The organism is Epibacterium sp. Ofav1-8, from assembly GCF_022348185.1.
GTDB lineage: Bacteria > Pseudomonadota > Alphaproteobacteria > Rhodobacterales > Rhodobacteraceae > Epibacterium.
The window spans coordinates 66,288-92,475 of record NZ_JAKRFD010000001.1; the positions used below are offsets into that span (position 1 = coordinate 66,288).

Consider the following 26,188-nt stretch of genomic DNA (forward strand, 5'->3'; position numbering starts at 1 on the left):
GACTGACGCCGGGGCTGTGCACAGAGAGGTTATTGCGCCTCCTGCGCCTCTTGTTCGATTTCATTGCCAAGGTTGGACACATCGCGGCCCAGTCCCTCGGTGGCCTCGCAGGCGGTCAGGCCCAGCACGGCCACCAGTGACAGATAGATCATACGCATGGTGAGGCTCCGTTATTTCAGTTTCTCGGCAACATGGGTGGCAAAGGCATCCACCATCGCGGTGTAGAAGACCTCGCTGCCCACGTTGAGCGTGGTCACATCGGTGCCCTCGGGGTAGTAGACATTCGCCTGCTCGGCACTCACGGTCAGGGTGTAGCGCTGGTCGTACTGGCTCCCCGGCAGGTCAACAGAGACGTCCCCTTCGAGAACGGAATCGGCGATGCCCATTTCCGCCTGCAGGCTCGAGGCCAGCGCCACGGTGTCGATCTCGATGTCGATCTCGGCGGCGTCTTCAGCCGTTTGACCCTCTTCCGCAAGCTGATGGACCAGCTGCGCCGCCAGGGCGGTTTCAAGATCGGTCTCCAGCTCGCTCCAGACGGCCACGGCACCGCTGTTCTTCAGGGCGCTGGCATCGGCATCGACGTCGATGTCCTGCACCATGGTGGAGGCACCGGCGGCAGTTGCCATGGTGGCGACAAGGGCGGTGGTGCGGATCAGATGGGTCATCTCGGTCTCCTTTCGAACTCATGTCATTCCCGGTGGGGATCTGACCTTACAACACGGGAGAGTGTCGAATGTTCCTGATTTCACGAGAAAAATTCGCTGTTCCCTGTTCCGGGCCGGGCGGGCCTTGTCTCCTTGGCCACGCCGGGCGGGAACAATGCAGGCCGCACGGCGTTTCGATTAGGAACGAGACCTATTCGAGAAAATGGACCCCATGACAGAGACCTCCCACCCCGTCGAAGATGTGCTGGATAAAACGGATGCGCTGCTCGAAGGGCGCAAGGATTATCTTGAAGTGGCCGAACTCATGGACGAGTTGGGCGTCAAGTCGATTGCTGCGGTCCTGGTTGCGCCGTCGCTGGCGCTGGTGTCACCCCTCAGCGGCATTCCCCTGTTTTCCTCCGCCTGCGGCATCACCATTGCCCTGATTTCCGGTCAGATGTTGATGGGGCGCAAGCATCTCTGGTTGCCGGACTTCCTGTCGCGCAGGGCGCTGTCGGCCAAGGCCACACAGAAAGCAACGCGTGGTTTGCGCCGTGTCGCGGCCTGGATGGACCGCAAGTTCAAGAAACGGTTCCAATCCCTGCTGACACCTCCCTTCCTGCGGGTGATACAGGTGATCTGCCTGTTGTGCGGCCTGATGATGCCCTTTCTGGAACTGCTGCCGTTTACGTCTTCGATCCTGGGGGCGGTTGTGGCACTTTTGGCGGTGTCCATGCTCACCGGTGACGGTCTGATCGCATTGGTGACGGTCACGCTGCTGGCGCTGGGTCTCGGCGGGGTGGCATTCCAGCTTACGTAGGCACGTGGATGCGGGCGGCGCGACGCCATCGCCGCCCCGACATCAAACCTGACACCAAACCTGACACCAAACCTGACAGCAAAAAGGCCGGCCCGAGGGGGCCGGCCTTTTGTTCTGCGGGCGGGAGAGGTTAGCCCTGATAGCTGGGCATCTCTTCCATCTGCTGCTTCGTCATCATGGTATAGATGCGCAGATGACCGTCCCGTTCCTCGATATTCACATCGCCAAGCTGCAGCTCGACCGGCTTGGCGCCGATCCCGAGAAAGCCACCGACGTCGACGATCACCGCATCCACATCACCGGAGTTGTCCATGACGATGTCGGCCACTTCGCCGATCATCTCGTCATTGGCGTCAAAGGCACTGGCGCCGGTCAGCTCATCCGCTGTCAGCTCGTCCGAGGCGACGGCGGGCGGTGTGTCACCGCTGTCCTCGAACAGGCCGGTGACCTGATCGACCACCTGATCCGAGGCGGTGTCCGCATCGGTTTCGGTCTGGATGGCGCCTTCTGCAGACAGTTCAGAATGGGCGTTGATGGTGCCGGACATTTTATAGGACGGCGCGGTTTCCAACGCTTCGGTCGGTGCGTTCAGCACCAGGAAATAGCCATCAGCGCCCGCCTCGGAATTGCCGTCGCGCACGAATTTCAGCGCGTCCATGTCGACGGCGATCTGGTTTTCGCCAATGCCGAGAAAACCGCCAATGTCGACCAGCACCGCCTCGGCCTTGCCGTCCCGGCTCAGGATCACGTCATTGACCTCGCCGATGTCGCTCCAGCCATCCTGGACGCCATCCATGACGTCCTTGAGGGCGTCGTTCTCGGTTTGATAGATCCGCTTGCCCACAAAGGAGGAGGCATGGAACTCGGCCGGTCCCGCCTCGCTGCGGAACATGTCACTGGTCTCGGCGGCTGCCACGGGCAGCCCCATGGTCAGGATGAGGGACGTGGAAATCAAAAGATTTTTCATGGTGTTGTCTCCTATTCCGTTTCACTCGCATGCGCGGGTGAGCTTCGGTGAGACAACGTCGCACGGCCACAGGTGTTCCGGTGCAGGAGGTGTTTTTTCGAAGGGTGCAAGGGGGGGCGGAGAGCGCGGGGGGGCCGGACCGCGACGCCCGGCACGGTTCCGGACCGACGAGGCCAACAGGGCAGGGCGATCCCCGGGCCGTACATAAATTCCGGCACCGCCCGCAGGGGAGCGGTGCCGGAGGCGGATCAGCTGTCCTCGGCATCCACCCCGGCAGGCGCCGGGGCATCGGGCTCGAACTGCATCGCGTCGAAGGTCAGGCTGATGGCATAGCTGTCGGCCTCCTCCTGGACGGTCGGGCTGCATTCCAGCTGGCGGGCAAAGCCGCGGATCAACTGGCTGCCAAGCCCGGTGCCCTCTTCATCGAAGCTGGGGTCCTGAGCCGTGGAATTGGCGATCGTCAGGGTCACCCGGGTGTCGTCCTCCACGTTCAGCTTGAACGACACCCAGCGTTTGCCGGCACTGTCGACGCCAAGGTATTTCAGGGCGTTGGTGGCGGCTTCGACGGTGAGCAAGGCCAGGGGCACGGCCTGATCGGGATAGAGCACGACCGGCTCCAGGGAAATCTCGATATGCGGCACCGGGGCGGTGGTGGGCGCGAGCTCTGTCAGCGGGCGGATCACGTCCCGCAGCAGGTCGTTTGCCTGAACCCGCCCCAGTTCTGACGCCTGGTACAGGGTCTGGTGCACGGTTGCCATGCTGGTCACCCGCCGGTTGACGGTCTGCAGCGCGTCAGCGGTGGTGGCATTTCGCGTGCGCCGGATCTGCATGGAAATGATCGACGAGATCAGTTGCAGATTGTTCTTCACCCGATGATGAAGCTCCTTGAGCAGCACATCCTTGTCATGCATCGCATCAAACAGATCGGCCTCGTCATGCAGCAGTTTCTCGGCCACCTGCATGAACTCGTTTTCGATGACCTCCATTTCATGCGGCATGAAAGACCGGGGCGGCGTTTTGGGCAGGGTGCGGGATCGGGCGAACTGCTGCATCTGGGTGGTGATCAGGCGCAGGTAGCGCACCACCTGGCGATCCAGCGTGATGTAGATCAGCACCAGACTGACCAGCCACATCAGGATCGGAAACAGGGCAGGGGTCAGCACAAGCTGCCTGAACGGGCCGCTGTCCGCCGCAGCGTGGCGCCCATCCGGGTCCCAGCTGCCGACGACATAGAACCCGTTGCTCAGCACCGGAACGATCGAGAACAGCCGGGTCTCGCCGGCGGCGTTTTCGGTTTCAATGCGCCGTGGGTTGAGTTTGATCAGCTCCTTGAGCGGAATCCCGGCGGGCAGGCGTTCGCGTGCGGTTTCGCGAGCGCCGGACGCGCTGAGGATGTCGCCATCCACGCTGATGGTCACGATATCGATGGGGCGATCCCCCAGTTTGACCTGAAACCCCTGATCGATCTTGTCATGGGGGACGTGGATGATCTGGTTGCCGATGAACCTGCCCTGTTCATTAAAGACCGGCTCGGAAATGATGAGAACGGCAGTGCCGGAAACGGGGCCGAAGGAATTCACGCGGACGTCACGCTTTGCGGTGAGCATCCAGTCGGAGAACCTGGGATTGTCGGAATAGTCGATCGTCAGATCGGCGGAGGCGCACTCCATGACCCCGTCCGTCGGCAGAAACCCCGCGAAGCTGTAGCGCTCTGCGGTGGCGTCGATGAAACGGGTCATCAGCGATTTGCAACGGGCCCGGTCCGCGGTCAGATCCGGCACGCTCAGCGCCAGGGTCTCTGCCGCTGAAAAGGCGGATTTGATGATCTCGCGCTCTTCCTGGGCGAATTCGGCGGTCAGGGCTTGCAGGCTGAGATTGTTGGATTCGCGGACTTCAGCCTGCAGGCGGACGGTCTGATCGACCGCGATCAGCCCCAGCGGCACAAGCGCCCCGGACAGCAGTATGGCCAGCCGGACGGACAGGCTTCGCGTCCAGCCAAAGGGGCGCGATGCGCCCGGCGAGACATGTGTCCCGTCATCCGAAACGTCAGCGGAGGCGTCCTGACCCTGGCCCCGAAACAGGGCCAGGGAGGGAAAGTTCATTCGGTTCACGCGGCGGTTCCACCACTTGCGGCGACCACGGCATGGGTGGCGGCGTCCGTCAGTTCCATCTGATCGTCGATATTGATCTGCATGCTGGAGGCCAGGGCTTCGCGTCCCCGGTTCAGCCGGCTCTTGATCGTGCCGACCTTGACGCCACAGACCTCGGCCGCCTCCTCATAGGAATATTGCAGAACGCCGATCAGGGTCAGCACCTCGCGCTGCTCGGCCGGCAGTTCCGCCAGGGCGACGCGGAATTCGGCCAGTTGCAGCCGGCCATCATGGGCCGGTTTGACCGAGATGCTTTCGGTGATGGTGCCGGTGGAATCCTCGACCTCGCGGGCGGCCTTGCGGCGGTTGGAGTAAAAGGTGTTGCGCAGAATGGTAAAGAGCCAGGCCCGCATGTTGGTGCCTTCCTGGAACTTGTCGAAGTTGCTCCAGGCTTTCAGCACCGTATCCTGCACCAGATCATCTGCTGCCGCATCATTGCGCGTAAGGCTCATGGCGAAGGCGCGAAGCACCTTCATATGGCTGGTCAGTTCAGCCTTGGCATTCTGTCGGTCCATTATTCGGCCTCCTCCTGCGACTGGGAGGTCGCGCCGGTGGTGCCCGACGCATCCGCGACGGGGATCTTGTCCAGACGATCAAGTAGCTCCATCAGATGCGGCGGCAATTCCGCATTCGCATCCTCGTCGAAAACCCGCTTCAGGTTCTCGTCGATCAGAGTGTCCCATGGCTGTTTCTGAGGCCTGTTTGCCATTCGTCTCTCCCGCAACACCTATACCTTCAGGCGCGATAAAATTTTCATTTCCATGGAACAAACGCCCAAAGCATGCGTTTGTTCCGAGAAATATTGGTGACAGGAGAAAAAAATTGTCGACCCCCACCACTGGACAAGCCCTGACTCTGTCGGACCTGATCGGACCCCACCTGCCGTACCTGCGGCGTTACGCCAGAGCGCTCACCGGGGCGCAGCAATCCGGTGATACCTATGCGGCCTCCACGCTGGAGGCGATCCTGGCGGATCCAAGCTGCTTTGATGCCCAGGCACATGGCGGAAAAGTGGCACTTTTCAAGGTTTTCCACACGCTCTGGAGCAGTTCCGGACAGCCGGTGCCGGACACGGATGACGGTCCCCGGGCCCGGGCGCTGCAACATCTTTCGGCGCTGACCCCGAACACCCGCGAAGCGCTGCTTCTGAATACGGTGGAGGCCTTCTCCATCAGCGAAATCGCGGAAATCATGGACATCGACAGCGAAGAGGCCGGCCGCCTGATCCAGCTGGCGCATGATGAAATGCAGCAATCCGTCTCGGGCAAGATCATGATTATCGAGGATGAGGCGATCATCGCGATGGATCTTGAAGGGATCTGTACGATGATGGGTCACGAGGTCACCGGGATTGCCCGCACCCACAAGGCGGCGGTGAAACTGGGGCATGAGCAACGGCCCGATCTGATCCTGGCGGATATTCAGCTTGCCGATAACTCCAGCGGCATCGATGCGGTTGCGGACCTGCTCGAAGATCTGGGTGACGTGCCGGTGATTTTCATCACGGCCTTCCCCGAGCGTCTGCTGACGGGTGAGCGGCATGAACCGGCGTTCATGATCGCCAAACCCTATGTTCCCGACCAGGTCATTTCCGCGATCAGCCAGGCCATGTTCTTTGCCTCGACCGATACGCTGACCAGCTGATCCACGGCAGCCTCACCTTGGCGATTTCGACGGCCCGGCACTGTCCGGGCCGTTTGTGTTCGCGCGGGTGTGTCGGTGCAGCAGCGGCGCGGCGGCCAAAACGGCGCATGCGCAAACTAAAGGGGCCCCACACCCGACTGGGTGAAGGGCCCCCTGCGGAATGCATGCGTGCCTACGAGGCAGACAAAGCACGCAGCATCCAAGCCGCTTTTTCGTGGAAGGCCGCGCGTTCGGTGGCCAGGTCGCCCGTCACCATGTCCTTGCGCTGTTCGGCCAACTCGATCAGCGCGTGCAGGCGGTGGGCCAAACGCATATGGTCCTTTTCAAGATCTTTGCACATCTCCCCGGCGCTCGGCATCTGGCCGAGGTCGTCGACAATGCTGTCGGACAAGACGCCGGTGATCTTGCCGGAGGTCAGGTGGCCGATGGCGCGGATGCGCTCTGCCAGCTCATCTGCCGCGGCAAACATGTTCTGATACTGCTCTTCGGTCAGATTGTGCAGCGAGAAGAACAGCGGTCCCTCGACGTTCCAGTGGTAGATGTGGGTTTTCAGCGTCAGGCGGTAGGTATCCGCCAGCACATCGCTCAGCCCTTCGGCGATGGCGGTGGTGTCCCGGACGCCGGTCTCGACAGGTGCGATTTGCGGTTTGACGTTCAATGCGGTGCTCATGTCATGTCCTTTCTGCGTGGAGTGTCGGTCGATCCGATGCGTGCCTTCGGGTCAGCGGCGAACTGCCCGAAAGATCAACGCGGCGACGAACATCACCAGGAAGATGAAAAAGAGGATCTGCGCGATCCCGGCCGAGGCGCTGGCGATACCGCCAAAGCCAAAGACGGCCGCGATCAGTGCGATCACCAGGAATGTCAGGGCCCAACCAAGCATGGGGTGCCTCCTTTGCCGTGTTACAGTGCCCACCCTGTGCGGGCCTCGCAGACACAACGGCGCGCGGCGCGAATTGTTCCCGGAGAAACGCATCGTGGCGCCGTGGCCCGGACCGGGACCGCGTGCTGTCGGGCCTGTCGCCGGTTGCAAAACAGTTGACATATTCACTCTGTTTGGCCCATGTCTGGGCCAGATGGTTCTCCGTCGCCTCAGATGCGCGGGGATGAAAAGGGAATACGGTGAGGTGTAGCCAAAAGGCGCCAAACCCGTGACTGCCCCCGCAACTGTGAGCGGCGAATGACCCTGCCTGATACCACTGGATGTCCATCCGGGAAGGTGCAGGGGAATGACGAACCGCAAGTCAGGAGACCTGCCATCTGACCCGATGTGTAACCTGGGCGGGGTGTCCCGGTGAACGGTGGTAGCTGTCTGACCTCCCGACCCGGGAGCGACGCCGACCTGTGTTCTGCCTATCCCCCGCACGCAAGAGCGGAGCCGCGGATGGCGCTGTGTGATCGAGACATGTGCAGAGCCGGTGACGCGCCGCGTGCCGCGCTTGCCCGGAGGGGGCGGTGATGGCTGCGACCCTGGAGGCGCGTGGCCTGACCTGGGCGCCGCGACGCCGTGGCCCCCTGATCCTGCATGAAACCAGTTTCCACCTGCCCGCCGGGCGCGTGCTTGGGGTGGTCGGCGCCAATGGCGCCGGCAAGTCCAGCCTGCTGCGGCTCCTCTATCGCTATCAGTCGCCGCGCAGCGGACAGGTGCTCGTCGATGGGGCCGACCTGTGGGCCATGCCGCCGCGGCAGGCCGCGCGCAGGGTGGCGGCGGTGCTGCAAGAGCAACCGACCGATTTCGGCCTGACGGTGAAGGACATCGTGGCGCTGGGACGTCTGCCCCATCGCGACGGTCTGGCCACATCGGGTCAGCGGGATGCGGCGATCATTGACTCCGCGCTGCGCAGGCTCGACCTGACCGGTTTTTCCCACCGCACGCTTGCCACCCTGTCCGGGGGCGAACGGCAGAGGGTCATGGTGGCCCGCGCCCTGGCGCAGGAACCGCAGGTGCTGATCCTCGATGAACCGACAAACCACATGGATGTGCGCCATCAACTCGAACTGCTGGCGCTGATCCGGAACCTCGATCTGACCATCGTGACCTCGCTGCACGATCTCAATCTCGCCGCCGAGGTCTGTGATGACATGCTCTTGATGTCCGACGGCCGCGTCATGGGTTTTGGCACACCCGGCGTGGTGCTGTCCGAAACGCGCGTCTCCCAGGCCTTTGGCGTGCAGGCCCGCCGCGACCACCTGGCCCGTGCGGGCCGGGATCACCTGACCTTTCACTTGTCCAATATTTCGCAGGAACACACCTCATGAAAAATATCCTCTTTCCCGTCGCGCTGGCACTGGCAGGCACCTCCGCCTGGGCTGAAACCACGGTTCAGAGCTGTGATCGCGACGTGACCTTTGACAGCGTCCCGCAAGCCGCGATCTCCAATGACGTCAACCTGACCGAAATGATGCTGGCGCTGGGGCTGTCCGATCATATGGTCGGCTACACCGGCGTATCGGGCTGGAAAACCCTGGACGCGGAAATGCGCGATGGCGTTGCAGCGCTGCCGGAGCTCTCTGCCCGCTATCCCTCCAAGGAGGTGCTGGTCGGCGCCGATGCGGATTTCTTCTTTGCCGGATGGAACTATGGCATGAAAGTCGGTGGCGAGGTGACCCCCGAGACCCTCGCGCCCTTTGGCATCAAGGTCTACGAACTCACCGAAAGCTGCATCCACATCGGCGACAAGCCCAAGGTCAGCATGGATGACATGTACAATGACCTGCTGAACCTCGGCCGGATCTTTGATGTGGAGGACAAGGCCGAGACCCTGGTCGCCGGCTATCGCGCCGATCTCGCCGCCTTTACCGCGGAGCTGGAAGCGGATGGCGAACCCCCGCGGGTGTTTGTCTACGACAGCGGCGAGGATACGCCTTTCACGGCGGGGCGCTATGCCATGCCCACCGCCCTGATCGAGGCCGCCGGCGGCAAGAACATCATGGATGATTTCGAAAAGAGCTGGGCCACCGTGACCTGGGAAGAGGTGGTGGACCGCAACCCGGAGATCGTGGTGATCGTGAACTACGGCGACGTCACCGCCGCGCAGAAACGGGACTTCATGATGCAGAACCCGGCCTTTGCCGAGATGGATGCGGTCAAGAACGACAGGTTCGTCGTGCTGGAGTATGTCGAAGCGACCCCCGGACCGCGCAATATCAAGGCCGTGAAAAAACTCGCCGCCGGGTTCTGGGGCGAATAACCGATGCAGGACAGCGAAGCGCATATTGGCCCGCTGCGGCGCACGCGCACTGCACCGATGCTGCTTGTTGGCGGTCTTGCTGCGCTTCTGGTGTCGCTGTCCTTTGCCATCAGCCTCGGGGCGGTGCCGGTGTCGACCGGCACCGTCTGGGGGGTGCTGGTCGACAAGATCTGGCCCGGCCTTGTAGAGCCGGTTTGGTCCAAGGGGCGGGCCGCGATCGTCTGGGATATCCGCTTTCCGCGTGCGCTGCTGGCGATCATGGTCGGCGCCGGGCTGGCGCTGGTCGGGGCCAGCCTGCAATCGGTGACCCGCAATCCGCTGGCAGATCCGCATTTGCTGGGGATTTCCTCTGGCGGGGCCTTCGGCGCGATCCTCGCCTTGCTGCACACCGGGTTGTTCCTTGGCCTGTTGACGGTTCCCCTGCTGGCCTTTGCCGGCGCTCTGGCGACAACGGCGGTGGTGCTTGGCGTCACGCGCCTGACCCAATCGACGACGGCGGATCGGCTGGTGCTGGCGGGGGTGGCGGTGTCCTTCATCGTGATGGCCGGGGCCAATGTGCTCATCTTTCTGGGCGATCCGCGGGCCTCTCACACCGTCGTGTTCTGGATGCTCGGGGGGCTTGGCATCGCGCAGTGGTCGCATCTGATCTATCCGTTGCTGATCCTGCTGGGCTGCGGCACCTGGCTCTGGTGGCGGCGGGCGGATTTCAACGCGATGACGGTGGGCGATGAAACCGCCGCCACACTGGGCATCGCCGTGGCGCGGTTCCGGCTGATGACCTTTGTCATCGGCGCGCTCATCACCGGGGTGATGGTGGCGTTTTCCGGCATCATCGGCTTTGTCGGCCTCATGGTGCCGCATATCGTGCGGCTGATCTGCGGCGGGGACTACCGGCTTGTGCTGCCGGCAAGCGCCCTGTTTGGCGGCGTCTTCCTGCTCTGGGCGGATATTCTGGCACGCACGGTCCTGGCGCCCGAGGATATTCCGATCGGCGTCGTGACCGGGCTGATTGGCGGGCTGTTCTTCATCTGGCTGCTGGGGCGGCGCAAGGGCTAGCGGCGCACGCCCGCGCCGCGTCGGCCAGACCCGTGGGGCGTGTTGACGAGGCTCAGCGGCTGAAGGTGATCTTCAGTGCAAACGGGAACTGCGCCCCCGGCAGCCCGTTCGGGGCCTTGGGGAACCGCCGTGCGCTGGCAATGGCGCGCAAGGCGGCCTGATCGAAGGCCGCGACGCCGGACGAGCGCACAACGCGATAGTTCAGCAACTGCCCACCCCGGCTGACAGTCAGCCCGACCACAACAGCCCCATCACCGCGCGCGCCGGAAGGATAGCGTTTGCGCCGCTCGATGCGGGCGCGGATCTTGGCGCCCCAGACCTGTTGCAGCTTCGCCTGTTGACCCTTTGTGCTGGTCGTGGTGCGGGCCGTGCGGGTGGTGCCCGCCTGCGCGCTGCCGCCTGATCCGGCGGCGCGTTGTTCGGCCCGCCCGGCGGTGGTGGTCTGGGCTTGCTGCGCGGTATCGGGCACATCTTCCGGCTCCGGCTCCGGCTCCGGTTCCGGCTCAGGTTCGGGCTCTGGCTCCGGTTCAGGCTCCGGTTCCGGCGGTGGCGGTGCGGGTGTAGTGTCGATCTCCGGCTGCGCGGCCTCTTCCGGGGGTGTCATGGCGAGGCGTACCTCGGCGCGTGGCGCGGGCGCGCTGTCGAGCTGCGGCAGCGTTGGTGCGGATGTCTCGGCAACCGGCGTATCGAGCGGTTCCAGCTCGACCGGCGGGGCGTCCGGCGGTTGCTCCCAGCGGTCCACCATCTCGCGCACGGTGGGCGCGGCTCCGGCGATGGAGACGACATATTCGCCGCCTGATCCGCCGGCCTGGCTGCCCTGCTCCGGAACGCTTGCAAACAGGGCAACGTGGACGGCGACGGCCAGCGCCGCAAACAGAGAGCCTTCGATCCAGCGTTTCATTTCGGGCTCACCACCAGTTCCACACGGGCAAAGCCGGCCGCCGACAGATCGCCGAGCAACCCGGCGGCCACCGTCGCCTCCAGCTCTGCATCCGCCCGCAGTTGCAGGATGGCGTCTTTGGCGGACACCTCGGCCAGCCGCGTCATCGCGGCGTCGCCGGTCTGGCCGTCGAACGACAGCGTGCCGGTCTTGTCGACATAGAGCGTGGCTTCCGCCTCCAGCGGCGCGTCAAGATCCGCCTCCGGCGGGGTGACCTCAAACGGGTCGGGCTGGGCCAGACGCGAGGTCATCAGAAAGAAGATCAACAGCAGGAACACCACGTTGATCATCGGCACGATCGATTCCGCGCGCGGGCGGCGGGGGGCGTCAGACAGGTCCATCGGCGCTCACTCCACCAGCACGACCGAGGTGAACCCGGCGGATCGCAGGGTCTCGGTCAGGGTCACGATCCGTTGCAGGCTGGCCCCATCCCGCCCGCGCAGGATCAGCGTGTCCGTGCGCGTCTCGACCAGCGGGTCCAGCACCGCCGCAAGCTCGGCAAGCGGGACCGGCTGCCCGTTCACAAAGACCTGCTCTGGCGCGATGTCGATCAGGCGCGGCGGGCCGGTGTAGTCCCCGCCGCCCGCCGCCAGCGGCAGCGACAGTGCGGCGTCGATGCCAAACCGGGACGCCAGCATGAAGAAGACCAGCAGCAGGAACACCACGTCGATCATCGGCGTGAGGCTGGGCTTGCGCCGCGCGCGGGGAGGGGGATCCAGCAGCATCGCGGATTATTCCGCCGCCAGACGCAGCTGTTGCGGTTTGTCGCTGACGAACAGACGTGTTGCACCGTCTTCCACATCGCGGCGGATGCGGTCGATGACCGCCTCGAACCAGGTCAGCGCCGCAGAGGCGGGGATCGCCACCGCCATGCCGGCTGCGGTGGTCAGCAGCGCTTCCCAGATCCCCCCGGCCAGCATCGAGGGATCGGCCTTGGAGCCCGCCGCCTGCAAGGCCTGGAACGCCGCGATCATGCCCAGAACCGTGCCCAGCAGACCCAGAAGCGGCGCGATGGTGGAAATCAGTTCCAGCGCGCCCAGCCCGCTGCGCGCCGAGGCCAGTTCGCGTTTGGCGACGCGCGCGGTTTCCTCGCGGGCATGGGCATCGGGCATCGTTTTCAGGGCATTCAGGGCCGCCGAAATAACCTTGGACCGCACCCCGCGCCGGCCTTCGACGATCGCAATGGCCCGATCGCTGTCGCCGGCCTGATAGGCGGCGATGGCCTGGCGCGCCTTGCCCCGGGACCAGGCGCCGATCAGGGCCAGACGCCAGATCTTCCACAGGATCAAGGCCAGCGTGATGACGGAGAGGGCGGCAATCGCCCAGATCGACGGGCCACCATCGCGCAGGAATGTTCGGGCCGCGACCGCTGCCGACAGCGCCTTTTCTTGCAGCGTCAGCGGTGCTGCGGCGGGCGCCGCGACGGGCGCGGGCGCAGCATCGGCGCCTTGGTCGGACACTGCCGTGGACATGTCGGGCGACGCGCTCCCGGTCTCTGCGGATCCTGCCGGGGTGGGCGCGAGGGACGCCGGGTCCGGCGCCTCAGAGCCGTTCGACGGCGCGGCAATCGGCGCTTCGGGCGCTGTCGGAGCCGCAGGTGCCGTTGGCGCGACGAGATCGGAGGCGACCTCGGGAACCGGCGTGGCGGGGGCGGCGCCGTCCGGTGCGGTTGATTGTGCCGAAGCCAATGCAGGCAGCAGGAAAAAAGTCGTCAGAAGAAGAATGTGTTTCATATTGGCTCCGTGTCGCAGCTTTGGGCTCAGGTCCGCCCCGTGCTCTGCCCCGATAAGGGCAGGTCACTGGCGGTTGGGCTTGGCTACATGGCGCAATGTCGAATGCACGTGATTGGCTAACGGAGGCCTACATCCCCCACGACTGGCGCCTAATTTAGTATAGCGTTTTTGTCAAGTTAAGCATGGTCTTCGGCAGGCGCCGGCCGGGACCAGTAGGCCGAGACATAGTGATCCCTGGCATTGAGACCGGCAGATTTGAAATGGGCGCGCAGTTTTTGCGCGGCGGTTTTCTCCGCAGCCAGCCAGACCATGTGGTCCGGCGCCGCCGCAAGCCCGGCAATGGCCAGATCGCCCAGGTCGTCGCCCCCGGCCGCGCGTCGCTCCACCGTCAGGCCGGTGTGTTCGGGCAAGGGATAGTCGCCGGAGACCGGATCGGTCAGCTCCAGAATGACCTGCCCCCGGGCGTCGGTATCGAGGGTTTCGAGGATCCGCGCCACGGCGGGAAATCCGGTTTCGTCCGCATAGATCCGCAGCGCCTTGGCCTCTGGAATGCCGCCGCCGCCGGGGCCGGTCAGGCCAACCCGGGTGCCCGGGGTCACAGTGCGGGCCCATTCCGTGGCACGGCCGCCCTCGTGCTCGAAGATGTCGAACACCAGACGCCCGCTGGCGGCGTCCATCTCGCGCACGGTATAGACCGGGCGATGCAGGCTGGCGTCGCCCTTTGGCCAGATGGTCTGACCGCTTTCGGACAGATAGGGCCATTCCGGATGCGCCAGATTGGGATCGGGCAGCGCCAGCCGAAAGTGTATTGCGTCGGTGGTGAAATGCGACAGGTCTTCGGCCTCCGCCTCCACACGCAGGAAATGGCCGGGCACGCGGGTGACCGCGCGAATGGTGATGAACTGGAAATTCGGCGGCAGTTTGCCCGCTTGCTCCTGCGCATCGGACCAGCGGATGGCGGCGGCAACATCCGGCACCAGCTGCGCGATCGTATCGCTCAGGCTGTCTTTCAGGGTGAAGAGCCAGTCGGCACGGGAGGCGCCGATCACCGCGATCGTCTCCGTGGCCTGCCGCTGAAAACTGTAGTTGCCATAGACGGTTTCGATCTGGATCTCCTCCGCGGTATCGACAACGACCGGCAGGTCGTGCTCTCGGGCGCGGTTGCGGATGTCGGCGTGCAGGGCGTCAAAGGGCAGCCCGGGCAAGGCTGTCTGGGCGTGAAAGTCAAAGTGGTCTAACAGGGACATGTTCTACCCTTTCAGGTTGGGATGACGTGAGGAGTGCCGTGATTGGGGTCGGCGATGATCGTGCAGGGCAGGTCGAACACCTCCTGCATCATGGCTTCGGTGACGACCTCGCGCGCCGGGCCCTCGCTGTGGACCGCGCCATTGCGCAGCGCGATCACGTGATCGCAATACCGCGCCGCGAGATTGATGTCGTGCAGCACCATGGCCACGGTGCGCCCGGTTTGCCGGTTCAGGTTGCGCACCAGTTCGAGCAGCTCGATCTGATGCGGCAGGTCGAGGAAAGTGGTCGGCTCGTCCAGCAACAGCAGCTGCGTGTCCTGGGCCAGCGCCATGGCGATCCAGGCCCGCTGGCGCTGACCGCCCGACAAGGTGTCAAGCACGCGATCCTCAAGCCCGTCCAGCCCGGTTGCCGTGAGCGCGGCGGAAACCGCTGCGGCATCCTCGACGGAGAATTGGCGCCAGGCGGATTGATGCGGCGTGCGCCCGCGCAGGACCAGATCGCGTATGGTCAGACCCTCCGGCGCCACCGGAGACTGGGACAGGATCGCCAGTCTGCGCGCCACGGAGCGGCTGTTCTGGGCGGCGATGCTCTGCCCGTCGAGGATCACCTGTCCTGCGCTGGCTTTCTGCAACCGCGCGAGGCTGCGCAACAGGGTGGATTTGCCGCAGGCATTGGGGCCGACGATTGCGGTCACCACCCCATCGGGCAGCCCGATCGAGAGGCGGTCAAGCACGGTGGTGCGCTGGAAACGGACGCTGAGGTCCCGGGCCGCGAGGCGATAGTCAGCGGTCATGATCTAGAGGGCTCCTTTGCGAAACTGGGCGACAAGCAGCCACATGAGGACAGGGGCGCCGATCACGGCGGTAAAGACCCCGGCGGGCAATTGCACCATTGGCACCATCCGTGCGGCGATGTCGGCGCCAAGGGTGACCAGCGCGCCGACGAGGGCGGCCGCCATCAATGCGGGCGCGCCGGTTCCGATCAGGCGACGGGCCACCGGACCGGCGACAAAGGCGACAAAGGGCAGCGGACCGGCAACACTGACGGCCAGCGCGGCCAGCAGAACGCCGGTGGCGGTCAGGAGCAGCCGATGGCGCGCCAGCCCCAGACCAAATCCCTGGGCAATGTCATCGTCCATGGTCAGCCGCGCGAGGGGGAAGTGCAGCCAGGCGAGCGCAGGCATCAGCAGCGCCAGACCGCCCCAGATCAGCGCCGCGTTGCCGAGGCTGCGGGCATTCAGGGTTCCGGTCAGCCATTGCGCCATGTCGGCGGCGCGCTGTTCGTCCGTCATGCTCAGCAGCAGATCGCTTGTGGCCCCCAGCGTCAGGCTGGCGCCGATGCCGACAAGGATCAGCCGATAGGGATCGAGCCCCGTTCCCCGCCGCCCGTCCCAGGCCAGTATCAGCACCAGGGCCGCCGTCAGCAGGCCGCCGACCAGCGCCCAGGGCAGTACAAAGCGCACGGTGCCGAAGACCAGGATCGCCAGCACCGCGCCGCAGCTGGCGCCCGCGTTGAACCCGATCACATCGGGCGAGGCCATGGGGTTGCGCAACATCGATTGGAAGATCGCGCCGGACAGGCCAAAGGCCGCCCCAGCGCCAATCGCAACCAGGATGCGCGGCAGGCGATGGTCGAGCAGTATCATGGTCGGGATCTCGCCGATCTCGCCCCGGAGGGCGGGCCACAGATCCTGCGCAGCGACCGGAAAGCTGCCGATCTGAAGGGCCGCCAGCGCAAAGGTGACAACCGCCAGCGTCAGCCCCAGCCCCACCAGCAGGTTGCGCCGGTGGATCTGCAGGGACAGACGATGGAGTCGAAACGTGTAGCTCATAGCTTCCGTGCTCCTCTGCTGCGGACCAGCCAGATCAGCACCGGACCGCCGAGAATGGCGGACATCACGCCCGCCTGCATCACGCCGCCGAACAGCGGTGCGCGCGCGATCAGATCCGCAAGTCCCATCAGTGTCGCGCCATAGACCGCGCTATAGAGCGACAGCCAGCGCATGTCGGCGGGGGCGGTTGCACGGGCCAGATGCGGCACGATCAACCCGACAAAGGCGATCGGCCCGGCCATGGCCACGGTTGCGCCGCACAGGACGACGATCGCGCTCCCGGTCAGCAGTTGCAACAGGCCGACACGCACGCCAAGCCCCTGCGCGGTGCTCTCGCCCAGTTGCAGCGCGTTGAGGCTGAAGCCCGCGACAAAGGCCAGCAGCAGCCCCACGATGATGAAGGGCAGGAGCGCCGAGACCATGTCGAGGGTGGCATTGTCGAACCCACCCAGAATCCAGACCCGGTAGACCTCCAGTGACGCGCGGCTGATCAGCAGCACGCCGCGGGTCAGGGCATAGAACAGGGCGCTGACGGCCGCCCCCGCAAGGATCAGGCGCCCGGTGCGCGACGGTGCATTGCCGCCCAGCAGGAACACCAGCACCGAGGCCAGCGCCGCCCCGGCCAGTGCGGCCCAGACAAACTGCGCCGGGTCGGTGATGCGCAGCACGAAGGTGCTCAGCACCACGGCGAGCGCAGCCCCTGCATTGACGCCGAGCAGCCCCGGATCGGCCAGCGGGTTGCGGGTCAGCGCCTGCATCAATGCGCCCGCAACGCCAAGGCTGGCTCCGCACAGCAGCGCGGCCACCATCCGGGGCATGCGCAGCTGCCAGATCACGATATGATCCGGCTGATCGGGATCAAAAGCGGTGAGGGCCTGCCACAGATCCGACCAGCCCAGCGGGCGCACCCCCAGCCGCAGCGCCAGCAGCGCCGTCAGGCCCAGGGCGCCAAGGCCGACCGCCAGCCAGATCAGCCGGTGCGCGGGGCGTCCGGACAGGCGGGGCAGGGTGGTCTCAGCTGTCATCTGCCGGCCCTCCGGTCAGGATACCCGCCGTGCGCGAGGAGGTGACTTCGGTGGCGGGATCGCCATCCATGGCCTGTTCGAGCAGCGGAACCAGCCGGTCGAGCGCATAGGAAATGCTCAGCGGGCTGGAATGCGACAGCGCCGCCGAAAGCATCAGGTCCGAGTAGATCTCGCGGCCTTCGAGATTGGCCCGCATGAAGCGGCGCAGCGGCAGGCGGTTCAACCGATCCACCGATGCGCCGCTGTCGAGCCAGATCAGAACATCGGCGTCGATGGGCGAGAGATCCTCGTCCGGGACCTTGAAGTAGGCCAGGTCGAGGCTGCTGCGCTGCTGGATCGCCGGCGGGATGACAAACCCGAGATCGCCGAGGAATTTGCCGCGGATGTCATGGCCGGTATAGGCGCCGGTGGTGCCGGCCCAGACCATGATGCCGGTCGCGCCCTGCCACTCGGGATGGGCCGCGCGCAGGTCCGCCAACCGCTGATCGAGGCGGGCGATGATCGACTGCGCCGTTGTCGCATGGCCGGTGGCCTCACCAAGGCGCAGCAGCATCTGCTGCCAGGATATGCTGTAATCCCCGGCACCGGGGGCCGGGGCGACGGTGGGGGCGATCTGCGACAGCAGCGCATACTCGCGACGGGTCATGCCGGACCATTGACCGACGATCAGATCGGGCTCCAGGGCGGCGATGGCCTCGATGTCGATTTCCCCCTGCATGACCACGGGCGTGCCGCTGCCAAGCGCCTCTTGCGCCCAGGGCCAGACGCCGAAGGCGTGCGGGCCGTACCATTTGCGCAATGCCACCGGCACCACGCCGAGCGACAGGAGGAAATCATGCCCGATGAAGCTCAGCGACACCACGCGCTCTGGCCGTGCCTCGATCCGGGCGCTGCCGTAGATATGGTCGATCTCCACCGGAAAGCTCTGCGCTGCGCCCTGTTTCGGCAGCAGGGCGGCGGTGCAGAGGGCAACCAGGAGCAATATCTGGCGCATGAGACGCCTTTCCGTACTGGGAGGGTAAAGCAAGCCCCCGGACCCTGGCGGAGGGTCCGGGGAAGGTTCGGATCAGAACTTTGATGTGAGCGTCAGCGCGACGTTGCGGCCCTCGCCGAGGTAGCACGCGCCGGACTGGCAGGTGGTCACGTAGTTCTCGTCCAGCAGGTTCTGCACGTTCAATGCCACCTGCCAGTTGTCGCGGGAATAGGTGACCGCCGCATCATAGAGCGTGTAGGACGGGGTTTCGTAGGTATCGCTGCCGCCCCAGGACGCACCGGTGTAGCGCACGCCCGCGCCGAATTTCCAGCCTTGCAGCTGACCGGCGGTCGGTTCGTAGTTGACCCAGAGCGAGGCCGCGTTCTCCGGCACCTGCGCGATCTGCGCACCGCTGGAGTTCTCGGTATCGAGATAGGTATAGGCCGCATCAAAGCTGACATCGCCAAGCCGGTGGAACAGCTCCAGCTCCAGCCCCCGCGACGTCGCCTCGCCGGTTTGGATCGAGAACCCGGGGTTGGCCGGATCGGAGACGGTCATGTTGGATTTGGTCAGATCGAACACCGACGCGACAAAGAGGGTATCACTCCCGGCGGGCTGGTATTTCACACCGATTTCATACTGGGTGCCCTCGGTCGGCTCGAACGGCGTGCCGTTGACATCGGTGCCGACCTCGTCCTGACGGAAGCTTTCAGAATAGCTGATATAGGGCGCGATGCCGTTGTCGAACCGGTAGAGCATGGCGATGTTGCCGGTCCAGGCGCTGTCGTCTGCGGCCACCGATGTGGCGCCAAAGCTGCCGGTGCTGGCGCCGGTCTCGATGTGGCCGTAGCGCAGCCCGAAGTCGACGAACAGACGGTCATCCACGACGGCCCGGTTTTGCAGGTAGACCCCCCATTCCGTGATCGCGGTGCCGTCGCTGTCGGTGACGGTGATGTTGGGATACCCCGCATAGGTTGGGTTGAACGGATCGATGGGCGCGACCTGGGCACCGTATCCGGTATCGCTGTCATAGTAGCCGCGCGAATAGCTCGCGCCGATGATGCTGCGCATGTTCACGCGCCCCAGCGTGTACCGGGCGGTGGCATAGGCGTCGAGTGCCGCGGTCTTCATCTCGTTTTCGGCGCGATAGAAGGTGCGGTTGACGGTGCCGTCGGGGTTGTAGCGGCCAGTGGTGACATTGTCGAAGGCCCACCAGGCGTGCTGATAGAGCGCCTCGCCTTCCAGATAGCGGGCGTTTGCATTCATGCTCCAGACATCGTTGAAACGGTGCCGGAACATGGCGGTGATGCCGCGCTGTTCGCTCTCGAAGGTGTCAAACCCCGGCTCGCCGACAAACAGGCTGTCATCAAAGAACGTGCCATTGCCAAAGCCGGTTGCTGGTTCCAGCGTGCCATAGAGCGAGGCGAACTGGATCAGCGGGCTGCCATCGGTTTTCTGATAGTTGGCCAGGACGGTCAGTTCGGTGTCGTCATTCGGGCGCCAGGTGATCGAGGGGGCAAAGGCGAACGAGTCATCCTGGGAGAAATCGACCGGGGTCTCCGCATTGCGCAGCAGACCGACAAGGCGATACCGCAGGGTGCCGGATGGGTTCAGCGTGCCGCTGACGTCACCGGCGATCTGCGCCCGCTGGTTGGAACCGACAGAGAGCTGCCAGAGGTTGTCGCTGTCCTGCGCGGCGGTTTTCGAGGTGGTATTGACCACGCCGCCGACCGACCCGCTGCCATAGAGGCCGGACACCGGCCCCTTGAGGACTTCGACACTGTTCAGCAGGAAGGGTTCGGGCTTGGTGTCATTGTAATAGCCGTAGCGCGCGTTCAGGCCGTCATGCAGGGTGGTGGGCGCAAAGCCCCGCACCAGCGACCAGTCGGAGCGATTGTCCAGCCCCCACTGCCCGGCGGTGATGCCCGAGGCATACTGAAGCGCCTGCTCCACGTTGGTGGCGCCCCGTTCCGCGATCTGTTGTGCCGTCACGATATGAACCGCGCGCGGCGTTTCGATGATCGCGTCACCGGTCTTGGCGACGGTGCCGGTTTCCGTGGCAACGCTGTCGCCGAAAAAGGCCTGGGTGTCGCCGTCGGTGACGTGGATGGGTTGAAGTTCGATCACCTGAGCCGCGGCGGGCAGGGCCGCCATCAAGGCCAGGATGGATACAGGTGTTGTCCGCAGGTGCATTGTCCCGATTCCGCTGGTTTTGTTATTTTTTGTGCCTGGCGGATATGCTCGGTAGGACTGCCGCTATTAAAACCTTATAAAAGAGTCAAGTATCCGGGAGCGCACGGCGGTGCGCTGGGCCACGCAAAAGCGGCTGCCGATCAATCTTCAGGCAGGGAACAGGGACGGCGTTTTGCGGATCGGGATGGTCTCAGGCGTTCCAGAGCACGATGCCAAACCGGCTGACGTCATAGCCCTTCGTGGTGTCCGCCCGCTGGGCAAAGGCATCTGTGCGGCAGAAGGCGAGAAAGCTCTGGAAGGCCGGTTCGAACCAGGCCTTGCGATCCACCAGAAGGGCAAATTCTTCCTGCACGATAGGCGCGAACCGCAGACCGTAGCTCTGCGCCACCGCTTCGAGGCCAAAGGTCACATCCGCGTCTCCCCGGCGCACGGCCTCCACCGCTTCGTCTTCGGACCGCGCGATGTCCGCCGTGGGGATTGTGCTCGGGTCGAGGTCGGCCTGTTCTGCCAGGTCGCGAAACAGCTGATCGGTCCCGGAGCCGGGTTGCCGTGGCGCAAGGCGCAGCTTCTGAATGTCGCGCAGGCTGCTCAGATCTCCGACACCGTCCCGGTAGACGAGGCCGCGCTGTCGGCTGGCAAAATGCACGAGGGTGGCGTTCTGGCTGGCCACGCTGCGCTGAACGGCCGGGATGTTCCACTGTCCGGTCTTGCTGTCGCGCAGATGCAGACCGGTGGCGATGCCATCACCGCCGGCAAAGCGCTCCAGCCCGTCCATCGAGCCGTCGAAATAGCTGGCAAGGCCGGAGCGGGACTGGCGCACCGCCCAATCCAGGAGCGGATCATGGCTGCCCAGCAGGATCTGCGGGCGCTCTGCTGGCGGCGCGGTGCCGCCGGATTTGGCCCGATCAAGCCAGGCGCGGATCTCCTCGGCCGGAAACAGCAATTTGCCGGTCGCGCGGGAACAGGGCACTTCACCGGAAGCGGCGAGGTCATAGATCTTGCGTTCCTTCAGGCGCAGAAGGTCCGCCAGTTCCGGGACGGTCAGGTAGGCGTGGTCGGGAAAATCGAAGTCGGTCATGTCACAGTCTGATGGGGCGGCCCTGAATGGCGCGCCCCGCAGACTCTATCAGTTCTTCGGTGCGTTGGGGAAGAACAGTTGCTGATCGTCGACCTTATAGGCCGCGATGGCGGATTGGCCCTCTTGCGAGGTCAGCCAATCGGCAAAGGTCTGCGCCGCCTCGATCTGGACCGAGGGGCATTTGCCCGGATCTACGGGGATCACGCCGTATTGGTTGAACAGATCTTCGTCGCCCTGAACCTTGATTTCATAGTCCTGCTTGTTGGCAAAGCTGATCCAGGTGGCCCGGTCGGTCATGACATAGGCGCCCATGCCGATGCCCGCGTTGAGGGTCGCGCCCATGCCGGATCCGGTCTCGCGATACCAGTCGCCCGAGGCCGCGGTGGGATCGACACCGGTCTCTGCCCAGAGCGCCACCTCTTTCTTGTGGGTGCCGGAATCATCCCCGCGCGAGGCAAAGAGCGCACCGGCTTGCGCAATCTTGCCGAGCGCCTCCTGCACATCGGTCAGGCCTGCGACCTGCGCCGGGTCGCCGGTCGGCCCCACGACGACAAAGTCATTGTACATCAGGTCGGTACGCGTCACGCCAAAGCCTGCCTCGACGAATTTCTCCTCGGCGGGTTTGGCGTGGACCAGCAGCACGTCACCGTCACAGTTCTGGGCATTCCGGATCGCCTGTCCGGTGCCGACCGCAACGACGTTGACCTGGATGCCGGTCTTGTCCTGAAACAGCGGCAGCAGATAATCGTAGAGCCCCGAATTCGCGGTCGAGGTGGTCGATTGCACGATAATGGATTGCTCCGAGGCCAGAGCGCTGGTGGCAATCGTGAGCGCAGCGAGGCTCGCACCAAATGTGTGGCTTAGCTTCATGTTTAAATCTCCAATCGAGGGGTATTAAAGGACAAGACGTCCATCGAGGTAGGCGCGCGCAGCAGGCGACTGCGGCGCCGAGAAAAAGCGATCCGCCGGGCTGTGCTCTGCCACCCGCCCGCCGTGCAGGAACACGACGTCATCCGCGATACGGCGGGCCTGGCCGCTGTCATGGGTGACGCAGATCACCCGGATGCCCCGGGCGCAGGCGTCCTGCACGATTGTTTCGATCACCTGAACCGAGCTGGGGTCGAGGCTGGCCGTGGCCTCGTCAAGGAACAGCACCTCGGGGTCGGTTGCCAGGGCGCGGGCCAGCGCCAGCCGCTGCGCCTCGCCGCCGGACAGGCGGCGGGCGGGCGCGCGGGCCTTGTGCAGCAGGCCGACCCGATCCAGAAGCGCATCACGGGCCTGCCGCGGCTTGCCCCGGGCCTTCAGGACAAAGTCGATATTGGCCGCCACGGACCGGCGCAGCAGCACCGGCTTCTGGAACACCAGCGCCTGTCGCGCGGTGACCGCGGCGGGCGGCTGGCTGCCCCAGCAGACCTCTCCCGCCGTTGGGGTCAGAAGCCCGTGCAGCACCTTCAGAAGCAGGCTTTTACCGGCTCCGTTTGGTCCCATGATCGCGGTGCATCCATGTGGGGACAGGTCCAGATTCAGCCCGGTCAGGATGGGGGTGCCGCCGCAGGACAGCTCCAGCCCGCGCACCCGCAGCGGCAGCAGATTTGCATAGCGCGCTTCGGGCAACGCCTGGGGGCGGAGCAGGGCGGCGGTGTCGATACTAGACATAGGCGTGTCTCCGGGCGCTCATGCGCAGGCTTTGCACGGCGGCGTTGACGCCAAGGGCAATCACCAGCAGCACGAGGCCAAGGGCCAGGGCCAGCGCCAGATCGCCTTTGGAGGTTTCAAGGGCGATCGCCGTGGTCATCACCCGGGTCAGGTGGTCGATGTTGCCTCCGACGATGATCACCGCACCAACCTCGGCCACCGCGCGTCCGAACCCTGCAAGGCTCACCGTCAGCAGCGAATACCGCGCATCCCAAAGCAGCGCCGACACCGTCTGCCCCCGGGTCAGGCACAGCGAGCGGAACTGCTCGGCGTATTCGCCATGCAGATCTTCCAGAACCTGCCGCGACAGCGCCGCCACGATCGGCGCAATCAGGATGGTCTGGGCAATGATCATGGCGCTGGGCGTGTACAGAAGGCCCAGAAACCCAAGCGGACCGGAGCGGGAGAGGTGCAGATAAACCAAGAGCCCGACCACCACCGGCGGCAACCCCATCAGCGCGTTCATCAGCACCAGCACGGCGCCACGCCCGGGAAAGCGGCTGATCGCCACCAGGGCCCCGAGAGGCAGACCGATGAGGCAGGCAAAGAAGGTGGCGCTGAGGCTGACGCGCAGGGACAGGGCGACGATCTCGAACAGATCGGCGTTTCCTGTTATCACCAGCTGGATCGCCAGCGAGACCGCTTCTCCGATACCTTGCAAAATTTCCGGCCTTTGCGTTTCTTTCGGTGTCGAGCCTAGGGGCGGATTTCACGCATATGCAAGCCTGCCATCGGCATCCGGGGCCTTTGAGGCGACATTTGGGACAATTTGGATTGCAAAAGACTGCATAATTTACGAAAGGCGGACAAAATGACCCCTCCCGATATCCGGCCAAACGAGATCGTGGTGCAGCTGACGCCTCCCGATGACGCGCAGTTGCGATTCATCGGCCGGGTTCGCACGCCGTGGCGGGATCGCAGCCAGTGCCCGCGTCAGGGCAGCGTGGAGGGGCCCGAGTGCCGTCTCTGCCTCGATCCGGTCTGGGCGCCTGCGCTGGCGGGGCTGGAGGCCTATGCGCGCATCGAGGTGCTCTATTGGCTCGATCAGAGCCGCCGGGATCTGGTGACACAATCCCCACGGTTGGACGGGGTGACCACGGGCACGTTCTCCCTGCGGTCTCCGGTGCGTCCGAATCCGATCGGCACAGCGCTTGTCCAGCTGGTACGGATCGACGGCTGCGAGGTGGTTGTACGCGGCCTTGATTGTCTGGACGGCACGCCGCTGCTGGATATCAAGCCCGACCGCTGCGCCTATTCGCCAAGGGCGCTTGCAAAACCGGGCGCAGAGGAGCCGCCAACAGGGCACTCCTAGCCAGACCGGCAAACGCCGCTGCATCCACCAGACCCAGCCTGATCGCAGGGCAATCGGCAAGAGGTCTGTTTTTGTTGCCTCCGCGTCGGAATCCTCTCCGCGCGCCACCCCGGCCGCGGATTATTGCGATCAGAGCAAGGCCGCGTGTGCCAAGGCGGTGGACCGGGGCGCTGGCGACAGCCCGGAACCCGTCCCGTCGCCACAGCGGCGTTACGCGCGCCGTTCCGGCCTTGCCGTGAAAACGTCAACCGCAGGCGGGGGACTGTGATCGCAGGCAGGCCGCTGCCGCCGCGGTCGCGCGCCTCGCCTTCACGCCAATCCGCTGCGCGGGTGCGGCAAAGGAGAGAAGCTCATGCTTCACGACAGCGACATCCTGGTCAAACTGGCAGCCCGCCAGAAAAACTACTCCCTGGAACAGGCCTTCTATACCGATCCGGGAGTGCTGGATCTTGATCTGCGCCAGATTTTCTACCGCGAGTGGCTGTTTGCCATTCCCGCCTGTGAAATTCCGAAGACGGGCAATTTCGTGACCCATCAGGTCGGTGCCTATGATGTCATCATCGTGCGCGGTGCCGATGGCGAAGTGCGCGCCTTCCACAACGCCTGCCGCCACCGGGGCTCGGTTGTGTGCAAGGCCAAGAAGGGCAGCGCGCCCAAGCTGGTGTGCCCCTATCACCAATGGACCTACGAGCTGAACGGCGCGCTCTTGTGGGCGCGGGACATGGGGGCGGATTTCGACGCGTCCGAACACGGGCTGCGGCCGGTGCACTGCCGCAATATCAAGGGGTTGATCTATATCTGCCTGGCGGATGACGCCCCCGACATTTCCGTCTTTGCCGCCGAGATGGACCGCTACCTCGCGCCGCATGACATCGAGAATTCCAAAGTCGCCTTTGAAAGCACGATCATCGAGAAAGGCAACTGGAAGCTGGTCTGGGAGAACAATCGCGAATGCTATCACTGTGCGGGCAATCACCCCGCGTTGTGCCGCACCTTTCCCGAAGACCCCAATGCCATCGGCAACGACCTCGATGGTGAGGATCCGGCCCTGCAGGACAAGCACGTGGCCCGCTGCGAAGCGGTGGGGGCGCCCTCCGCGTTCAAGATTTCCGAGGCCGGGGAGTGGCGGTTTGTGCGCACTGCACTGCTGGGAACGGCGGAAAGCTACACAATGGACGGCAAGGTCGCGGTGAGCCGGCCAAATTCGACCCTCCCGTTCAAGGACGCCGGGTCGCTGCTGCAGTTTCACTACCCCACGACCTGGAACCACTACCTGTCGGACCACAGCATCGTGTTCCGGGTGACTCCGATCAGCCCGACCGAGACCGAGGTGACAACCAAATGGCTGGTGCACAAGGATGCGGTCGAAGGGCAGGATTACGACCTGCGACGGCTGACAGAGGTCTGGGTGCATACCAATGACGAGGACCGGCAGGTGGTCGAGGACAATCAGCGGGGTATCAACACACCCGCCTACCGCCCCGGCCCCTATTCAAAGACCCACGAGGGCGGCGTGATCCAATTCACCGACTGGTACGCCGACCACCTGATGCGCGGGCTGACGGGCCGCATCCTGATCGCTGCGGAATAGGCTTTAACCTTCGGGGACGCTGGTGTGCGGGGGCCTGCCTTTGAGGGCGGGCCCCTCTTTTTTGTTGGGGGGCGCCGGGGGCTGATCGATGAGATCG

At 64.6% G+C, this 26,188-nt stretch carries 29 protein-coding genes and 1 riboswitch; of the genes, 7 read left to right on the top strand and 22 right to left on the bottom strand.

From position 1 onward, the window contains the following. Positions 1-29: 29 nt before the first annotated feature. Both MHM97_RS00285 and MHM97_RS00290 read right to left on the bottom strand, forming a co-directional pair. Positions 30-158 (bottom strand): entericidin, encoded by a 129-nt coding sequence (locus MHM97_RS00285; RefSeq protein WP_239318468.1) that lies wholly within the window; start codon positions 156-158, stop codon positions 30-32. Between the two features lie 12 nt (positions 159-170). After that, positions 171-665: a hypothetical protein gene (locus MHM97_RS00290; RefSeq protein ID WP_239318469.1), complete on the bottom strand. Its 495-nt coding sequence runs from the start codon at positions 663-665 to the stop codon at positions 171-173. Positions 666-876: 211 nt separating this feature from the next. On the opposite strand from MHM97_RS00290, the gene MHM97_RS00295 reads away from it, so the two are divergent. After that, positions 877-1,464: an exopolysaccharide biosynthesis protein gene (locus MHM97_RS00295; protein WP_239318470.1), complete on the top strand. Its 588-nt coding sequence runs from the start codon at positions 877-879 to the stop codon at positions 1,462-1,464. 130 nt (positions 1,465-1,594) lie between these two features. Here MHM97_RS00295 and MHM97_RS00300 read toward each other — a convergent pair whose 3' ends face one another. From MHM97_RS00300 to MHM97_RS00315, 4 genes are all read right to left on the bottom strand, one after another. Continuing rightward, entirely contained in the window at positions 1,595-2,431 is an 837-nt protein-coding gene (locus MHM97_RS00300) for a PRC-barrel domain-containing protein (protein WP_239318471.1), read from the bottom strand. Positions 2,432-2,679: 248 nt separating this feature from the next. After that, positions 2,680-4,533 carry a sensor histidine kinase gene (locus tag MHM97_RS00305; protein ID WP_239318472.1) on the bottom strand — a complete coding sequence of 618 codons (1,854 nt, stop codon included), beginning with the start codon at positions 4,531-4,533 and terminating at the stop codon, positions 2,680-2,682. Between the two features lie 5 nt (positions 4,534-4,538). Further along, entirely contained in the window at positions 4,539-5,096 is a 558-nt protein-coding gene (locus tag MHM97_RS00310; RefSeq protein ID WP_239318474.1) for an RNA polymerase sigma factor, read from the bottom strand. Further along, a complete protein-coding gene (locus MHM97_RS00315) occupies positions 5,096-5,290 on the bottom strand; it encodes a NepR family anti-sigma factor (protein WP_239318476.1) in 195 nt (64 codons plus the stop codon). The genes MHM97_RS00310 and MHM97_RS00315 overlap by 1 nt, the downstream gene beginning before the upstream one ends. A 113-nt stretch (positions 5,291-5,403) precedes the next feature. Between MHM97_RS00315 and MHM97_RS00320 the strand changes: the two genes are divergently transcribed. Then, entirely contained in the window at positions 5,404-6,225 is an 822-nt protein-coding gene (locus MHM97_RS00320) for a response regulator (RefSeq protein ID WP_305037462.1), read from the top strand. 172 nt (positions 6,226-6,397) lie between these two features. Here MHM97_RS00320 and MHM97_RS00325 read toward each other — a convergent pair whose 3' ends face one another. Further along, positions 6,398-6,895, bottom strand: coding sequence for a Dps family protein (locus MHM97_RS00325; RefSeq protein WP_239318477.1), 498 nt, complete (start codon positions 6,893-6,895; stop codon positions 6,398-6,400). A gap of 51 nt (positions 6,896-6,946) precedes the next feature. After that, positions 6,947-7,108, bottom strand: a complete 162-nt coding sequence (locus tag MHM97_RS00330; protein WP_239318478.1) for a DUF1328 domain-containing protein — start codon at positions 7,106-7,108, stop codon at positions 6,947-6,949. 177 nt (positions 7,109-7,285) lie between these two features. Beyond that, positions 7,286-7,500: riboswitch (cobalamin riboswitch) on the top strand. Positions 7,501-7,680: 180 nt separating this feature from the next. Here MHM97_RS00330 and MHM97_RS00335 point away from each other — a divergent pair. Genes MHM97_RS00335 through MHM97_RS00345 form a run of 3 tightly spaced genes read left to right on the top strand, consistent with a single transcriptional unit; the run spans position 7,681 to position 10,472 of the window. Beyond that, complete coding sequence (locus MHM97_RS00335) at positions 7,681-8,484, top strand: ABC transporter ATP-binding protein (RefSeq protein ID WP_239318479.1); 804 nt, start codon at positions 7,681-7,683, stop codon at positions 8,482-8,484. Beyond that, positions 8,481-9,416 (top strand): ABC transporter substrate-binding protein, encoded by a 936-nt coding sequence (locus MHM97_RS00340; RefSeq protein WP_239318481.1) that lies wholly within the window; start codon positions 8,481-8,483, stop codon positions 9,414-9,416. Before MHM97_RS00335 ends, MHM97_RS00340 begins: the two co-directional genes overlap by 4 nt. Positions 9,417-9,473: 57 nt before the next feature. Next, positions 9,474-10,472 carry a FecCD family ABC transporter permease gene (locus tag MHM97_RS00345; RefSeq protein WP_239319187.1) on the top strand — a complete coding sequence of 333 codons (999 nt, stop codon included), beginning with the start codon at positions 9,474-9,476 and terminating at the stop codon, positions 10,470-10,472. Between the two features lie 52 nt (positions 10,473-10,524). Here the strand turns inward: MHM97_RS00345 and MHM97_RS00350 are convergent, their stop codons facing one another. The 14 genes from MHM97_RS00350 to MHM97_RS00415 form a co-directional block, all read right to left on the bottom strand. Continuing rightward, positions 10,525-11,373, bottom strand: coding sequence for an energy transducer TonB (locus tag MHM97_RS00350; RefSeq protein ID WP_239318482.1), 849 nt, complete (start codon positions 11,371-11,373; stop codon positions 10,525-10,527). Then, a complete protein-coding gene (locus MHM97_RS00355) occupies positions 11,370-11,753 on the bottom strand; it encodes an ExbD/TolR family protein (protein WP_239318483.1) in 384 nt (127 codons plus the stop codon). The genes MHM97_RS00350 and MHM97_RS00355 overlap by 4 nt, the downstream gene beginning before the upstream one ends. 6 nt (positions 11,754-11,759) lie before the next feature. Beyond that, positions 11,760-12,137, bottom strand: coding sequence for an ExbD/TolR family protein (locus MHM97_RS00360; RefSeq protein ID WP_239318484.1), 378 nt, complete (start codon positions 12,135-12,137; stop codon positions 11,760-11,762). A gap of 6 nt (positions 12,138-12,143) precedes the next feature. Continuing rightward, positions 12,144-13,145: a MotA/TolQ/ExbB proton channel family protein gene (locus MHM97_RS00365; protein ID WP_239318485.1), complete on the bottom strand. Its 1,002-nt coding sequence runs from the start codon at positions 13,143-13,145 to the stop codon at positions 12,144-12,146. A gap of 176 nt (positions 13,146-13,321) precedes the next feature. Further along, entirely contained in the window at positions 13,322-14,392 is a 1,071-nt protein-coding gene (locus MHM97_RS00370; RefSeq protein WP_239318486.1) for a siderophore-interacting protein, read from the bottom strand. An 11-nt stretch (positions 14,393-14,403) separates the two neighbouring features. Continuing rightward, a complete protein-coding gene (locus tag MHM97_RS00375) occupies positions 14,404-15,186 on the bottom strand; it encodes an ABC transporter ATP-binding protein (RefSeq protein ID WP_239318488.1) in 783 nt (260 codons plus the stop codon). Positions 15,187-15,189: 3 nt separating this feature from the next. Then, positions 15,190-16,224: a FecCD family ABC transporter permease gene (locus MHM97_RS00380; RefSeq protein WP_239318489.1), complete on the bottom strand. Its 1,035-nt coding sequence runs from the start codon at positions 16,222-16,224 to the stop codon at positions 15,190-15,192. Next, a complete protein-coding gene (locus MHM97_RS00385) occupies positions 16,221-17,249 on the bottom strand; it encodes a FecCD family ABC transporter permease (RefSeq protein ID WP_239318490.1) in 1,029 nt (342 codons plus the stop codon). The genes MHM97_RS00380 and MHM97_RS00385 overlap by 4 nt, the downstream gene beginning before the upstream one ends. Further along, entirely contained in the window at positions 17,239-18,243 is a 1,005-nt protein-coding gene (locus MHM97_RS00390; protein WP_239318491.1) for an ABC transporter substrate-binding protein, read from the bottom strand. Before MHM97_RS00390 ends, MHM97_RS00385 begins: the two co-directional genes overlap by 11 nt. A gap of 72 nt (positions 18,244-18,315) precedes the next feature. Beyond that, complete coding sequence (locus MHM97_RS00395; protein ID WP_239318492.1) at positions 18,316-20,415, bottom strand: TonB-dependent siderophore receptor; 2,100 nt, start codon at positions 20,413-20,415, stop codon at positions 18,316-18,318. Positions 20,416-20,605: 190 nt separating this feature from the next. Next, entirely contained in the window at positions 20,606-21,493 is an 888-nt protein-coding gene (locus MHM97_RS00400; RefSeq protein WP_239318493.1) for a helix-turn-helix transcriptional regulator, read from the bottom strand. Between the two features lie 48 nt (positions 21,494-21,541). Then, positions 21,542-22,363: a substrate-binding domain-containing protein gene (locus tag MHM97_RS00405; protein ID WP_239318494.1), complete on the bottom strand. Its 822-nt coding sequence runs from the start codon at positions 22,361-22,363 to the stop codon at positions 21,542-21,544. Positions 22,364-22,387: 24 nt separating this feature from the next. Further along, the gene (locus MHM97_RS00410) at positions 22,388-23,149 is read right to left on the bottom strand and encodes an ATP-binding cassette domain-containing protein (protein WP_239318496.1); all 762 of its coding nucleotides are present in this window, start codon (positions 23,147-23,149) and stop codon (positions 22,388-22,390) included. Continuing rightward, entirely contained in the window at positions 23,142-23,849 is a 708-nt protein-coding gene (locus tag MHM97_RS00415) for an ABC transporter permease (protein ID WP_239318498.1), read from the bottom strand. Before MHM97_RS00415 ends, MHM97_RS00410 begins: the two co-directional genes overlap by 8 nt. 150 nt (positions 23,850-23,999) lie before the next feature. Here MHM97_RS00415 and tsaA point away from each other — a divergent pair, with 150 nt between their 5' ends. Then, on the top strand, positions 24,000-24,500 hold the full coding sequence (gene tsaA, locus MHM97_RS00420; protein WP_239318499.1) for a tRNA (N6-threonylcarbamoyladenosine(37)-N6)-methyltransferase TrmO: 501 nt from the start codon (positions 24,000-24,002) through the stop codon (positions 24,498-24,500). Positions 24,501-24,852: 352 nt separating this feature from the next. Then, the gene (locus MHM97_RS00425) at positions 24,853-26,091 is read left to right on the top strand and encodes an aromatic ring-hydroxylating oxygenase subunit alpha (protein WP_239318500.1); all 1,239 of its coding nucleotides are present in this window, start codon (positions 24,853-24,855) and stop codon (positions 26,089-26,091) included. Positions 26,092-26,188: the final 97 nt, after the last annotated feature.

Bases quoted from the DNA above. Each gene is read 5' to 3' on its own strand.
- MHM97_RS00285 (WP_239318468.1), bottom strand. From the start codon at position 158: ATGCGTATGATCTATCTGTCACTGGTGGCCGTGCTGGGCCTGACCGCC.
- MHM97_RS00290 (WP_239318469.1), bottom strand. From the start codon at position 665: ATGACCCATCTGATCCGCACCACCGCCCTTGTCGCCACCATGGCAACT.
- MHM97_RS00295 (WP_239318470.1), top strand. From the start codon at position 877: ATGACAGAGACCTCCCACCCCGTCGAAGATGTGCTGGATAAAACGGAT.
- MHM97_RS00300 (WP_239318471.1), bottom strand. From the start codon at position 2,431: ATGAAAAATCTTTTGATTTCCACGTCCCTCATCCTGACCATGGGGCTG.
- MHM97_RS00305 (WP_239318472.1), bottom strand. From the start codon at position 4,533: ATGAACTTTCCCTCCCTGGCCCTGTTTCGGGGCCAGGGTCAGGACGCC.
- MHM97_RS00310 (WP_239318474.1), bottom strand. From the start codon at position 5,096: ATGGACCGACAGAATGCCAAGGCTGAACTGACCAGCCATATGAAGGTG.
- MHM97_RS00315 (WP_239318476.1), bottom strand. From the start codon at position 5,290: ATGGCAAACAGGCCTCAGAAACAGCCATGGGACACTCTGATCGACGAG.
- MHM97_RS00325 (WP_239318477.1), bottom strand. From the start codon at position 6,895: ATGAGCACCGCATTGAACGTCAAACCGCAAATCGCACCTGTCGAGACC.
- MHM97_RS00330 (WP_239318478.1), bottom strand. From the start codon at position 7,108: ATGCTTGGTTGGGCCCTGACATTCCTGGTGATCGCACTGATCGCGGCC.
- MHM97_RS00340 (WP_239318481.1), top strand. From the start codon at position 8,481: ATGAAAAATATCCTCTTTCCCGTCGCGCTGGCACTGGCAGGCACCTCC.
- MHM97_RS00345 (WP_239319187.1), top strand. From the start codon at position 9,474: ATGCTGCTTGTTGGCGGTCTTGCTGCGCTTCTGGTGTCGCTGTCCTTT.
- MHM97_RS00350 (WP_239318482.1), bottom strand. From the start codon at position 11,373: ATGAAACGCTGGATCGAAGGCTCTCTGTTTGCGGCGCTGGCCGTCGCC.
- MHM97_RS00355 (WP_239318483.1), bottom strand. From the start codon at position 11,753: ATGGACCTGTCTGACGCCCCCCGCCGCCCGCGCGCGGAATCGATCGTG.
- MHM97_RS00360 (WP_239318484.1), bottom strand. From the start codon at position 12,137: ATGCTGCTGGATCCCCCTCCCCGCGCGCGGCGCAAGCCCAGCCTCACG.
- MHM97_RS00365 (WP_239318485.1), bottom strand. From the start codon at position 13,145: ATGAAACACATTCTTCTTCTGACGACTTTTTTCCTGCTGCCTGCATTG.
- MHM97_RS00370 (WP_239318486.1), bottom strand. From the start codon at position 14,392: ATGTCCCTGTTAGACCACTTTGACTTTCACGCCCAGACAGCCTTGCCC.
- MHM97_RS00375 (WP_239318488.1), bottom strand. From the start codon at position 15,186: ATGACCGCTGACTATCGCCTCGCGGCCCGGGACCTCAGCGTCCGTTTC.
- MHM97_RS00380 (WP_239318489.1), bottom strand. From the start codon at position 16,224: ATGAGCTACACGTTTCGACTCCATCGTCTGTCCCTGCAGATCCACCGG.
- MHM97_RS00385 (WP_239318490.1), bottom strand. From the start codon at position 17,249: ATGACAGCTGAGACCACCCTGCCCCGCCTGTCCGGACGCCCCGCGCAC.
- MHM97_RS00390 (WP_239318491.1), bottom strand. From the start codon at position 18,243: ATGCGCCAGATATTGCTCCTGGTTGCCCTCTGCACCGCCGCCCTGCTG.
- MHM97_RS00395 (WP_239318492.1), bottom strand. From the start codon at position 20,415: ATGCACCTGCGGACAACACCTGTATCCATCCTGGCCTTGATGGCGGCC.
- MHM97_RS00400 (WP_239318493.1), bottom strand. From the start codon at position 21,493: ATGACCGACTTCGATTTTCCCGACCACGCCTACCTGACCGTCCCGGAA.
- MHM97_RS00405 (WP_239318494.1), bottom strand. From the start codon at position 22,363: ATGAAGCTAAGCCACACATTTGGTGCGAGCCTCGCTGCGCTCACGATT.
- MHM97_RS00410 (WP_239318496.1), bottom strand. From the start codon at position 23,149: ATGTCTAGTATCGACACCGCCGCCCTGCTCCGCCCCCAGGCGTTGCCC.
- tsaA (WP_239318499.1), top strand. From the start codon at position 24,000: ATGACCCCTCCCGATATCCGGCCAAACGAGATCGTGGTGCAGCTGACG.
- MHM97_RS00425 (WP_239318500.1), top strand. From the start codon at position 24,853: ATGCTTCACGACAGCGACATCCTGGTCAAACTGGCAGCCCGCCAGAAA.